This window comes from Petralouisia muris (assembly GCF_004793545.1).
GTDB lineage: Bacteria > Bacillota > Clostridia > Lachnospirales > Lachnospiraceae > Petralouisia > Petralouisia muris.
Window position 1 is genome coordinate 70,062 of sequence record NZ_SRYA01000023.1, and the last position, 13,316, is coordinate 83,377.

The following is a 13,316-nucleotide window of genomic DNA, read 5'->3' on the forward strand; positions in this document are numbered from 1 at the left end:
CGGAGACCTTCATCCTGAAAGTCTCCGGCCGTTATGTATCCTTTATTAGTCTAAATCTGACGGCAAAATAAACTTGCCAATCAGTTCATCCAGACAAATTGCCTGTGCGGACAACTGCTGACTGGTTGCAGAAGATTGCTCTGCGGTAGCGGAATTAGACTGTACCACTTCTGAAATCTGGTTTACTCCCTGCTCCGCCTGTTTCATTGCAACAGCCTGATCTGCTGCCGTACTGCTCACTGCCCTGGAAGAAGATGCAATCTTTCCAATTCCTTCCACAACCGTTCTAATTGCCTCGGACGCCCGTTCTGCCGCTTCATTGCCTTCAGAAACTTCTCTGATTGCGCCCTCAATCAGTTCCCGCGTCTCTACGGCTGCAGTGGAACTCTGCTCCGCAAGCTGACGGATCTGATCCGCTACTACAGAGAATCCGCGTCCTGCTTCACCGGCTCTTGCCGCTTCAATCGAAGCGTTCAGGGAAAGCAGATTGGTCTGGGACGCAATATCTTCAATCTCGGAAATAATATTTCCGATCTTCTGGGAAGCCTCATTAATACGATCCATAGCAGCGACCATCATTTCCATCTCCGCACGGCTGCGGTCTGCCTCATCTGCGTACTTCTGCGCTAACTGATAAGATTCCTCCGCCTTCTCTGCAGCCATTTCAATATTATCTGTAATGGTCATAATCGTTGCCTGCATTTCTTCTACGGCGCCGGCCTGCTCTGTCGCTCCCTCCGCAAGGCTCTGAGACGCTTCCGCCAGATTGGTGGAACCGGCAGAAACCTGTGTGGACGCCTCGTCAATGGACTGAATCGTAGCAGCCATCTGCCGCTTCAGTTCACGCATAGAATGAAGAATCTGCTCGAAATCTCCGGTATATCTGGTTCCGTCTTCGGAACGCACATCATAATTGGAATTCGCCATTTCTCCCAGCAAACGCTCTTCATCCGCAATAACAAAATTCAGCGTTGTAGCCATTTCCCGGGCTACGGCTGTCATTTCTGCAATTTCATCCTGTGCAGACACTTCTGGGAACGGAGAAGAAAGATCTCCTTTTGCAAAGGTAGCCAGGCGGTCTTTCAAATGTTCAATGGGAACAGCAATGCTTTCTGCAATTGACGTGCCCAAATGAAGCGCAAGAAAGATTGATCCGACAATTGCCACAGCCAGGATAACCACTAATGCAATGCCTAATATGAAAAGCTTGTTTGACAAGGAAGAACCCTTGGACACCTTAATCTCCATTATCTCTGTCAGATCGTCATAAATCTCATTGTACATAGGAGCCAGCTGATCCATTGCCATATCCTGGGCCTGAATGCACTTCTCCTGGTCAATGGTTGCACCCAGATCCAGAATCTCCTGCTCCAATACCCAATAGGTTTCCAGCTCTGTCTTAATCTCACTGTAGATTGCTTTGTTGGCATCTGTAACCATCGTGCTTTCCAGACCCGCAAACTCAACCAGAAATTCTGCTTTACACTTATCATGCTGCGCTACCATTTCATCAATGGCTGTCTGCTCTTCATACCCTATTGTTCCGCGCAATGCTGATCTGATATCTGCAAAGCTTGCCATAGCCCGTCCTACATCTCCCTGAGCAAATCCATAATTCGTCAGCGCATCGCCATACAGATTCGATATAACAATCAGCATCACTACGCCAATGGCTGCCACAACTGCCATAATCACTGAAATCAAAGTAAATGATTTCTTCAGGCGTTCCCGAATTTTCAGGTTATTCAGTTTTTCTAACATAATCCTCTTCTCCACCCTTTTTATTTTTGTCTGTACATAGTATTTTGTATTTATAGTCTACCCCATTCTCCCTTTTCCGTCAATAATTTTAGTTCAATTTCAACAAAAAAATAACAAATTACTATCTATTTTTTCTCAATTTTCTTCAATGCTTTTACAAGAAGCTCATTTTCTCTTCTGGTCCGCACCGCAATCCGGTACCAGCCTTCCTCAAGTCCTCTGAAATTACTGCAGTCCCGTATCAGAATTCCATATTGTTTCAAATCCTGAGCCAGCCCTGCTTTGCTGCGGAAAAAAATAAAGTTTGCGGCATGGCCGTAAATCTGGATCAAATCATCCGGAAGGCGATTTCGCAGATATGCCTTTTCCTCTGACACCGCCTGTCTGGTTCTTCTTAAAAAATCTTCTTCCCGGGCAGCGGCGATCCCTGCCTCCTGGGCGGGAACCGACACATTCCAGGGCTGAGTCGCTTCCCTTATCCGGTCCAGCCTTGCTTCATCTCCGCAAAAGCCATAGCCCAGACGGAGTCCGGGCATTCCAAAAGTTTTTGTAAAAGCTTTTATAATAAAAAGGTTGGGATATTCTTTTAAATATTTTTTTACAGAGCAGGAAGCCGGGATGGTTTGGGGCTGCTGCCCCTGTTCCTGGCTGACAAAATCCAAAAAGCACTCATCCACCGCAAGGAGCGCCCCCGCCTGCCTGCACCGTTCCAGCAGCCTCTTCAACATTCCTGCTTCCGTAAGAATTCCGGTGGGATTGTTGGGATTGCACAAAAACACCATATCCACCTCAGGGGTAATCTTTCTAAGGTTATGCTCCAAAAGCCGGAATCCCTGTCCTGGCTCCAGATATTCCCAGCAGATTTCGCAGCCCACAGTCTTAAGGGCCTGCTCATATTCATGAAACGTAGGGGCAAACAGCAGCGCCTTTTTCGGCTTTTCCGCCAGCGCCAGAGAAAAAATCAATTCTGCCGCACCGTTTCCGCAGATAATTTGCTCCATATCCACCTGTTCCATCTCAGAAATCGCCTTTCGCAGCCTTTCGCAGCCCGGCTGGGGGTAGTGAAGGATTCCATCCATGGCGGATTTCGCCTGATTTAAAACATTCGGCGGCACGCCCAACAAATTAATATTCGCCGAAAAATCTATAAAATTAGGATACTGATAAATATCTCCGCCATGTTTGTGCATCATTTCCTCCTGTACTTTCCCTCCCGGACGAGGGATTTGATATTTTTGTCTATGAAGCCTGCAGGCAGCCGCCCAAGCCCTGGATCTTTTTACCGCCAGGGCGTCTCGATATCTGGGATTTCCATTGACCGCTATCTGCCGGCTTTCTCCCGAAGCAGGATCGCCCCCGCCCCGAGAACCGCTGCCGCCCCCATCATCACAGCGGCAAATTCATAGCTTCCTTTCATCATCTGAAACAGTGCAAATTTCCCCAAATGTTTGGCTGCTCCGATATTTGCAATAAAATAAATCACCGACGCCATATATCCCAGAACCACCTGATTGGTAATTCCGCTGACAAAAAATCCGATGGCGCCCAAAAAGAGGATTTCACTGAAAGAACCAACCCACAACTTTCCCCATGCAAACTGGCTTCCTCCCTGCTGCATCCTCACAAGAAACAGAGTAACCCAAGCTGCCAGAAGCATCATGGCCAGCAGCAGGCGAAGCAGATACAGCTTCCACAAGGGCATGGCTTTGGATCGTTTTAGCAGCCAGATTTCCCGGTTCTGCTCCGGCAAAAACAAAGGCGTCAGCAGAAGAATCCCGCCGAAAGCCGCATACATTTCCATCACCTTCGCAGCCTGCCCAGCATCCAGATTCCGATAACTGATAAAAAAACCGGACATCAGAAGAACCAGCAGCGCCAGCAGCAAATGAGGCGCATACTGCCTGCGGATAAAGCTACTTCCTGCGCTTAAATAATTTTCCATAAAGCGTCTCTCCTTCCCTGCGTTTTTTCTCATAAAACAATGCCGTCAGGGCCAAAAAGGCCAGCGACAGCCCAAAATAGAACCCCCGGTTTAAAAAGAGCTGCTGTCTCTGCTGCCAGAATTCACTGGTTCTTCCGAAGGCGTTCCAACGCGCCACCAGTTTCAGGGAAAAATCCCCCGTCAACGCACTGGCTCCCATCAGGCTTGCCATGGCCCAGAACACCTGGATAAAAATAGAAATCACGTTCTCTGTCAGCTCTGTAATAAAAAAGGATACGGCCAGCACAATCATGATTTCCGGCAGCAGCCAAATCAGATCGTACTTCAAAAACGCCAGCAGATCCGGAGAAATTCCCACCGTATTGGAATGATACTGGTAAGGCGTCTGTATCACAAAAGAGGTGACAACCACAGGAAGCGCGGCCATAAACACATTGGCCAGATAACGGCTTCCGATGATCTGAAAGGCAGAGGCTTTATGGGCGAACACTACCTGGGAAGCCTGAGCCCGCTTGTCCCTAAGACACCGGGTTACTCCCAGGAAAATCGGAAGAACGGAAAGGATAATTCCAGCATAATCACAAAACAGCCTGGAAACAGCTCCAGTAATCCTGTCTTTCTCACAGAGGGCTTCATATTCTTCCACCGCCTGTTCGTATGTCATAGGCACGCTTACCCCGCCCTCTATAGATTTCCTGCTGTAAGAGCTTCCGGCTCCGATAATGCTGCAGACTTTTTCCATATTTTCACAAAACGCATCATAATTTAATGATTCTTTCGCAAAAATGGAATATTCCGACTGAGCCGCCATCGCTCCTTCAACGGTGGTCCGATCATATTGACTGAAATGAGCCGCCATCTCTTTCATCAGCTCTTCCCAGGATTTTCCTGTACAGGTCTCAATAATGCCGATTACCTCATCCAACTCCCGCTGATTCAGCGTAACTCCTTTATAGAATCCCATAGGATAGGTGGCGTAAGAATTGTGTTCCGTCTCCATTACAAGCTCTGCCAGAATTTTTTCCATCACTGCCGAAGGCTCATGGCTGACAATAGTTCCATACCCTTCCTGATCTGGAAGAGGCTTTTCCATTCTGTCAGTCAAATCGCCGCTTAACTGACTGGACAGAAATATCATAAATACTGCCACATAGATATAGTATACCATGCTTTTGAGAATCTGTTTACATTCTTTTACAAATAGTGCGCCAAACATTCCATCCACCTCCTATCCCCTGTGTCCCTGGGCCTGATGCATCAGATACATATAGGCGTCTTCCACATCTGCTCCAGCCGGGCCTGCACCCTTCATGGGAGGCTTTTCTGAAATGATTTTAATAGTTGCGCTGCTGCCGCTTGTCAAAATCCCTGTCACCAGAAACTTTTCCTGTATGGCAGGCAGCTCCATGGCAGACACCTCTGCCGTATAAACTTTTCCTTTGACTGCCTCTAATAACTGAGACACTTTTCCCCGGAAAAGGATTTCTCCCTGATTCAGCACTGCAATATTTTCACAGGTGGCTTCGATGTCTCCTACAATATGGGTAGAAAGCAGGACAATCCTGTCTTTGGCAATTTCACAGAGCAAATTGCGAAACCGCACCCGCTCTTCCGGGTCCAGCCCTGCTGTGGGCTCATCCACCACGATAATTTTCGGATCGTGGATGATCGCCTGGGCAATGCCAAGCCTGCGCTTCATGCCGCCGGACATGGCTTTTACTTTCGTCTTATGCTGATCCCCCAGATTCACCTTTTCAAGCATTTCCGGCACTTTTTCGGCCCGTTCCTGCTTACTCATGCCGGAGAGCACAGCAAGATAATCCAACGCTTCGTAAGCTCTCATATTCCCATACATGGAAAACTCCTGAGGCAGATAGCCGATGATTCTGCGGATCTGGCTGCTTTGCTCCACCGGAATATTGCAAAGCGTCACCTCTCCGCTGCTCTTTTTTGTCAGAGTGGTCAGCACCTTCATCAAGGTGGTTTTCCCTGCTCCGTTAGGGCCAAGTAAGCCGAACATCCCCTGATCGATCTGCAGATCGATGCGCTTCAGGGCCTGCTTCTTTCCAAAATTTTTCGATAAATCCTTGATTTCTATTCTGGTTTCCATAATTCTTCCTCGCTTCCTTTCTCTGAAAGACAATATAGCAAGAATTTATCTATGAATTTCCTATAAATCTATATTTTTTCCAAAGGCCTTCCTTCACAATTTCCGCACTCCCGTCACCAGCCCGGCAGCGGCAATGGCCCCCTGTTCCACACTGTTTTGTAAAGACAGGCTTCCCCCATGGCTTTCACACAGCATCCGGCAGATAGACAGGCCAATGCCAAAATGCTCCCTGCTGTTTTCCTCCTCGCTGAAATACGCCTCCGTTCCCATCCGCAACGCCTTTTCTGAAAATCCGGGTCCGTCATCTTTGACAAAAACAGTCAGCTCCCTTCCTTTTAAAACGGCTTTTGCCTGAACAGTATGAACTGCGTAACGCAATGCGTTGCTCAGCAGATTTTCAAATACCTCTATCAGAAGATTGAGATCCAGAAACAATTCCTTTTCAGGCAAATCTGCATTCAGAATCAATTGAAGCCCTGCATTCTGCCTCATGCCATATATTACCGCCTCCAACTGCCCCGCTATCTGCCTGCTGCTGTGCCAGCTGCAGGAAAGCTCTCGTTTTTCAATGTTCTGAATCGTCGTCATGGTTTCAGAAAAGCGGAGCAGACGTTCCTCCTGCTCATGCATGGTATTTAATTTCTCCATCAGCATATCTTCTGTGACACGGCCGCCGGGCACATATTTCTGCAGGAATTCCGTATACCCCCGGATGACCGTCAGAGGAGTCCGGATATCGTGGGCGAAGGCCGCATTGATTTTCCGCTGCTCCTCCTGCTGCCTCCACTGATCCTTTTTCTTTTTCAGCATTTCTCTTCGCATCTGCTCCATTTCTCCGCAAAGCAGACTCATCTCATCCTTGCCCTGCCAGACAATTTCATGGCTGTAATCTCCCATATTGATATAATTTAACCCCCGGGTAATGGCGGCAATCGGGGGCTTTATCCTGGTTTCCAGAAAAACCTTCCCTGCTGCGGCAAAGCCAAGCAGAATATAAAGGTACAGGCAGGAATGGTAAAAAAATCTGAGAATCCTCAGACAGAAATCTTCCCAGTTTCCCTGTTCCGCCAGAGACGCCCGCAGCCGCGGGTCCCAGTAATAGACGTTTGTAAGCGCCTGGTTCTGCCGTTTCTCTAAAACCCCTATCCACGCCAAACAGAGATTTCTGGTAATCCAATACGCCGCGATCACTCCAACTGCACTGATGCACAGATACCAGATCAAAGCCCGCACTAGGGACTTATCCTGCAAAATTTTCCGCAACTGTTCTGTTTTCTCTTCTAACCAATCCATTTGTAGCCCACTCCCCAGACTGTCTCAATATGTTTTGTTTCCCCGTCAATTTTCTGGCGGATTCTGCGCACATGCTCTGCAATAATCGAGGGGTCCGCTTCCCCGTCAAAGCCCCGGACCCTCTCATAAATCTGTTCCTTCTCAAATACCTGCCCGCTGTGAGAAATCAGCAGTTCCACAATGGAAAATTCTGTTTTCGTCAATCCCGCATCTTCTCCCTTCAGAAGCACCTGACGTCCGGAAAAATCCACCGTCAAATCCCCCTTGATATAAACGCTGCCGCTTTGCTGCCTGCGGGCTTCTCTGCGCAGATGGGCCTCTACCCGGGCAAGCAGTTCATCCATGCCGAAAGGCTTTACAATGTAATCGTCTCCCCCTGCCTTAAACCCGTTCACTCTGTCCTGTTCTTCGGTGCGGGCAGTGAGAAAGAGAATAGGGCAATCCACATAATCCCGGATTTTTTCACAGACGGTATAGCCGTCCAAATCCGGCATATTCACATCCAGGATAATCAAATCCGGCTGATGCTTTAAGCCCTCCATGGCTTCCATTCCATTTTTGGCCGTGTAGACCAGATATCCTTCCATTTCCAGAGATTCTTTCAGAAGGTTCCGGATATCCTGTTCGTCGTCTGCTGCAAGTATTTTCTTCATGTTTGCCTCCACTTCTGAATTTGGTTCTAAAAAATCCGAACTATACATCAAGTTTTCCTTGTGTACCGCTTTTCTATCACACAGCTGTGCGGCTTATTTTTGTTTTCCCTATCATAATTGATCCCCTCCAACAAGTTCAATATAAATCGCAGAATTAAGAGACATCTGAAAACTTCTGTTTCCCGGATTCAAACAAATTCCCATAAAATCAAATTCCTTTCTGAAATCTGAGTTTATTTTCCAAACAATTCCCTGGCCTGTTTCATATTTTCCACAATGGATACCTCAAAGGGACATCTGGTTTCACACACCCCGCACTGCACACATTCTCCTGCATGGCGTTCCAGCCCTTCGTAATGCTCCCGCACCGTCTCCGGCATTTTTCCCTGGGCTCTGGCCAGATTCAAAAACTTTGTGACAGACGCCACATCTATCTGCTTGGGACAGGGCGCGCAATGGCTGCAGTACATACAATGGCCTCTCCAGCTTATATTGGGAAATGCGGCAAACGCCAGCGCATAATCCTTCTCTTCTTCTAAAGCTGTCTCGTAGGAAAGGCTTTCCCGAAGCTGATCAAAGGAATGGGCGCCTGCCAGAACGGTTGCAACTGCCGGCCGGGTCAGGGCGTAATGGAGACACTGAACCACAGTCAGGGCTTTTCCTGCTGGGGATAAAGAAGCATCCAGCAAATCTCCGCCGCCGAAAGCCTTCATTACTGTAATGCCAACGCCTTTTCTCTGGCAGGTTTCATACAAATTCTGCCGATCTGCATCCATATTCACCAACGGCTTCTCATAGTTTTTGTCATTCCACAATTCTTCCACATCCTCTCCTGCCGGCTGCAGGTCATAACAGGGATTGACGCTGAACATTAAGACCTCAATCTGTCCGCTTTCCACGGCCTTTAACGCTACCTGGGGATTATGGCTGCTTAACCCGATGTGAAGAATTTTTCCAGATTTTTTCAATTCCTGTACATATTCCATTACAGGCCCCTGGCAGATGTTTTCCCAGTCTTCCATAGAATCCACATAATGGATCATTCCCACATCAATAAAATCTGTCTGAAGCTGGGCAAGAAGTTCCTCAAATCCTGCCTGTACCTCACCGATTTCCCGACTCCGTTTGTACTGACCGTCTTTCCATATCGAACAGATGTGAGCCTGTATGATGAATTTCTTTCTTCTGCCTGCCAGCGCAAGGCCCACTGCAGTGCGTACCTGGGGATTGGACGCATACAAATCAAAATAATTAACGCCTGCTTCTTCGGCTGCGTCCAGAAGCTCCTTTGCTCCTTTGCAGTCGTTTTCGGCAAAGCCTTCGCAGCCCAGTCCGATTTCACTTACCTTTAATCCTGTGTTTCCTAATTCACGATATTTCACACTATTTTCCTCCTGCTTCTGTCAAGTTCTAAATCACTGATTTTCATGCTGTCTTGTTATGATTGCATATCTGGCTTTGCCAATTTTTCGATAATACAGCTGTGAGGCCTGTCTGCCTTATTCCTGTCATAATTAATTCCCACCAGCAAAATATCCCCTGCATAGCCTTCCAGGGCTTTGGAATACTGTCTGTCTTTGATCTGCTGTATGGCAGACTTTGCTGTCTTATCGTATTTTAATTCCACAATCAGCGCCGGTTTCCCGCAGGAAGGCAGCGGCAGAAAAACAATATCCGCAAAGCCGCGGCCGGCCGGAAGTTCCCGGATCAGCCTGTAATCCTTCCTTGCGCTGTAGTAAGCCAGGCCGATGGCGCAGGCAAGAGAATTCTCATCGTTATAAGTCAAAATTGACGCCGCTTCCATATGAGCCAAATCGAGCCCTTGAGCAACGCCTGCTTCATCTCCCAAAAGCGTATCCTCCAAAAGCTTTTCCGATGCTTTAAGAATGCGCATCACTTCCGGCCAGCCGCCTACGCTCATGGCATTTTCAAATTCCCCGAGAATTTCTTGATTGGGAATAAACGTCTCTTTTTTCTCAGAATCATATCCCAAATATCCCAGATGAATCAGCAGCGTAAGCACATCATCCTTCGTCTTGAAGGTTTTCATATCATTCTGGAAACTAAACGCGTTCACTCTGACGCGGCCGCCGCCAAGCATATGGACAATATCCTGCCTGAGCCCGTCAAAATCCATTTCCATATAGATTTTCAACGCTTCATAGGTTTCTGTAGAGGTCCAATAGCTGGAACAATGCCCGCATTTCATTGCTTCCACTACAGACCTTGGATTATAAATATGATGAAATTTCCGAAAGGCATAACCGTCATACCAACTGCTGATTTCTGCAAAATCCATTCCATACCGCCCGCACAGTTCCTTCACTTCCGTTTCTGTAAATCCAGTGTACTCCTCTAATGTTTTCTGGTCTGTCATGGAATATTCCCAGAACATATTCAGAGCAGAGTGGGAACCGTATTTCTTGACAGGCAGGACGCCTGTCATATAGGCAAGGGCTACATATTCCCTATCCTTTAAAAGATTGCGCAGAAAATCAAGATACTGTCTCTGCAGGCCTTCCGCATCCTTCTTTTCACGCATTACGCAGTCCCATTCGTCAATCAGAAAAATAAATTCCCGGCCTGTCTTTGCATATATTTTCCGGAATGCGGCGGCTAGTCCCAGATCCTGACGTTTGAGCAGCTCCCCGTAGGCTTCCCGGAGTTCTTCCAGAACCTCCTGTTCCAGATACTCTATCATTGTGAAAGAATCTGCTTCGCTTAAAAATTGCTGCACATTCAAATAAATAACATCATATTGATTTAAATGCTCCAAAAAACTGTTATTTTTCTCAATCTTACATCCCCGGAACAATTGAGCGGAATCACAGCCGCGGCTGTAATAGGCGGCAAGCATTTCAATCGTCATGGATTTCCCGAACCGGCGCGGTCTGCTGACGCAGATGAATTGCTCTCTGGTATTTAAACATCTGTTTGTATCTGCAATCATCTCTGTCTTATCCACATAAATATCGGAGCGGATAGATCTCCAAAAACCTTTATTTCCTGGATTCAAATAAATTCCCACAGGCGGCGCCTCCCATCTGATTTTCATTTATCCTTTATTATATGGGAAATGAAACAAATTAGCAATATGGGATTATATTAGGACAGAAGCATTGGAAAATAGTTTTAAACTGTACTGGTTCTGTTGATCAATCGTACGGTAAACTCCTCAAAACACAGAATATCTGACAATTCCTCCTGTAAAACATCTGTAAAAGACAAATTTGTGGATTCAGCTTCTAACAAAAACTGTTGCCATTGGATGCCTGTCACCCGATAAATCTTATCTGCTACGGATAAATATTTGATATTTTTATTCATAAAATATCTCCATTTCTATTTGTTTTTTATAACAACAAGAGCTGCTGCAGGAAAGATTCTTAATATGTGATATGGTATTTACTAATAAAATGTCCCACATCCCACATAATTTTCCTTAAAGCGTTCAAGAAAAACGCTTCCCGACAATGATGGGAATAATTTTTCAAACACACTCCTGAGCAGCAGCCCTGTTTCACAGTTATATTTACTTTATTCTAAGTTTTATACTTGCCTTTTTATTAGTTCCGTCAATTGACATTGCTTTGATTGTTACCGTCTTACCTTTTCCTGCTTTTTTGGCAGTTACTACGCCTTTTGTACTTACCGCTGCATATTTTTTATTGGAAGTGGTCCAAACTAATGTTTTATTGACATCCTTTCCAGTAACAGACACTGAGGTTTTTAACGCAATTTTCTTCCCAGCTGCAATTTTTTTGCTATCGCTCTTTATGACGATTTTCTTTATCGCATGATTTACCACAATAATCTGATAAGTTCCTGATATTCCGGAACCGTCTTTGGCTGATGCTCTGATGACTGCAGTCCCTTTTCCTCTGGCGGTTACCAGTCCTTTATCATCCACTGAAGCGACTGCTTCTTTAGAAGAAGTCCATTCCAAGCTTTTATCTGCCGCATTGGCCGGAGCCACAACCGCTTTGAGCTGAACCGTCTTTCCTTTGGCCAGTTGCTTTATAGAGCCATCCAAAGTTATTCCGTTTACCTTTATCTGATTCGAAACCTGTGTATTCACTTTCTTTAATTCCTGATAAGCTTTTTTCAACGCTTCAATAGCCTGATTTACCTCTGTTTCTGAATAACTTCCTTTCTTCTGCAAATCCAGCAAAGCCTGACAAGCTTTTTGGTAAGCATCCCAACTTTCCTTGGTATATTTTTCTTTCTCGCTGTCTGCCACAGTATAATCCTTAGCCGCCTGGTCTATTGCAGCTTTTAATTCCTCCGGGTTTGGCCCTGGGTTTGGCTCCGGACTAGGAACCGGGTTTTCCTTCTCTTCTAATTTTTGGTGTGCATCCTGCAATGCCTCAATAGCTGTATTCAACTGTTCTTCCGTATACCCACTCCCCAGGTTCTGCACTGCTTGATATGCTGTCCAATATGCATTCCAACTTCCTTCTGTATAGAAATCCTTATTGCTTTCTTCTATTTTATAGGTATCCAGCGCACCCTGACGAACAGAATCCAGTGTAACCAATCCTTTTTCTGCTGCAACAAGTCTGTCAAACGCTTCTTTTGCCTGTTCTGCTGAAACATTTTCTTTCTTTAATACATTTTCCGCCACGGTCAAAGCAGACTGAAATCCGAGCCAACTTGCACTGGTATATGTGACAGGAAGCAGCTCTTTTTTAGCAAGATACAATTCCCTAAGTTCTGCTTTAACATCTTCCGTTACAATTAATGTAAAATTGCAGTTCCCTGTCTTTTTTCCCTCACTCTCAGACGCTGTAATAGTTACAGTATATTCCCCCTTTGCAATTCCCTCCGCTATTTTTAACTGATGGGTTGTATGATCCCAAGTAATCTTTCCACCACCAGTATTTCCAGATAATTCTACTATTGGATTCTCAAAGCCCAAAACGGCAAAACTGTCTGTTTCTGCTGATGCATACCCTTCCTGCAGTCTCATGGTCGCCGGACCTTTGACTTCAGGCTGCTGAGGCACGTTCAGAAGAATTGCCGGAGCCATATCTGATGTGGCTTTCTCATATTTCCCCGTACCTTTACCGTCTGTGCCAAGGGCGCCTTCCCTGCTGACAAAATAGTGCTCCAATCCTGCAGAATCATTTACCGCTAATGTTAATGACTTTGTATTCTTCTCCAAAGCAGCATTGATAAAATCTGTAATATCAATATTTATCGGGCTTCCGTTAATAGGGAAATCCTTTTTCGGTTTATCATTTTTATCTTTTGCCCATTCTTCCCCTAACTCATATTCCTGAGACTTCCTTACTGCATTTTCCTCAACAGTAAAAGTTGGTCTATTATTCCAACTAAGTTCTGTTTCACTCCATTCTGTATCTTCCACCACTGCCGCCTGCAAAACAGCTTTCTTTCCTATCTCCGACTCTTTTCGGAATGTAATATATGTTAAGGAAAGTTCTGCCTGATCGTACTGTCCTTTCTTCTCCTCCATACCTGATATTACTTTGGCGGTTAAATATCGACAATGCCTATGGTGTTCCGGATGAATATTTGGTATCATATAATTATGGAG

Annotated in this window: 11 protein-coding genes; all 11 read right to left on the reverse strand. The window is 46.0% G+C overall.

Annotated features, from left to right (window positions below; translation table 11 throughout):
• Positions 1-45: 45 nt before the first annotated feature.
• Positions 46-1,761 (reverse strand): methyl-accepting chemotaxis protein, encoded by a 1,716-nt coding sequence (locus E5329_RS12935; protein ID WP_135989936.1) that lies wholly within the window; start codon positions 1,759-1,761, stop codon positions 46-48.
• Between the two features lie 125 nt (positions 1,762-1,886).
• A complete protein-coding gene (locus E5329_RS12940) occupies positions 1,887-2,954 on the reverse strand; it encodes a pyridoxal phosphate-dependent aminotransferase (RefSeq protein WP_330572153.1) in 1,068 nt (355 codons plus the stop codon).
• A 128-nt stretch (positions 2,955-3,082) separates the two neighbouring features.
• Positions 3,083-3,703, reverse strand: a complete 621-nt coding sequence (locus E5329_RS12945; protein WP_135989937.1) for a hypothetical protein — start codon at positions 3,701-3,703, stop codon at positions 3,083-3,085.
• Positions 3,675-4,919, reverse strand: a complete 1,245-nt coding sequence (locus E5329_RS12950; RefSeq protein WP_135989938.1) for a hypothetical protein — start codon at positions 4,917-4,919, stop codon at positions 3,675-3,677. The genes E5329_RS12945 and E5329_RS12950 overlap by 29 nt, the downstream gene beginning before the upstream one ends.
• Before the next feature lie 12 nt (positions 4,920-4,931).
• Entirely contained in the window at positions 4,932-5,813 is an 882-nt protein-coding gene (locus E5329_RS12955; RefSeq protein ID WP_135989939.1) for an ABC transporter ATP-binding protein, read from the reverse strand.
• A 93-nt stretch (positions 5,814-5,906) separates the two neighbouring features.
• Positions 5,907-7,106, reverse strand: a complete 1,200-nt coding sequence (locus E5329_RS12960; protein WP_135989940.1) for a sensor histidine kinase — start codon at positions 7,104-7,106, stop codon at positions 5,907-5,909.
• Positions 7,094-7,759 (reverse strand): response regulator transcription factor, encoded by a 666-nt coding sequence (locus E5329_RS12965; RefSeq protein WP_135989941.1) that lies wholly within the window; start codon positions 7,757-7,759, stop codon positions 7,094-7,096. The genes E5329_RS12960 and E5329_RS12965 overlap by 13 nt, the downstream gene beginning before the upstream one ends.
• 233 nt (positions 7,760-7,992) lie before the next feature.
• Complete coding sequence (locus tag E5329_RS12970) at positions 7,993-9,141, reverse strand: aldo/keto reductase (RefSeq protein ID WP_135989942.1); 1,149 nt, start codon at positions 9,139-9,141, stop codon at positions 7,993-7,995.
• Positions 9,142-9,197: 56 nt separating this feature from the next.
• A complete protein-coding gene (locus E5329_RS12975; RefSeq protein WP_135989943.1) occupies positions 9,198-10,787 on the reverse strand; it encodes an AAA family ATPase in 1,590 nt (529 codons plus the stop codon).
• Between the two features lie 104 nt (positions 10,788-10,891).
• Positions 10,892-11,086: a hypothetical protein gene (locus E5329_RS12980; RefSeq protein ID WP_135989944.1), complete on the reverse strand. Its 195-nt coding sequence runs from the start codon at positions 11,084-11,086 to the stop codon at positions 10,892-10,894.
• A 205-nt stretch (positions 11,087-11,291) separates the two neighbouring features.
• Positions 11,292-13,316: Ig-like domain-containing protein (locus E5329_RS12985; protein ID WP_135989945.1), on the reverse strand; the 2,025-nt coding region annotated here is incomplete at its 5' end.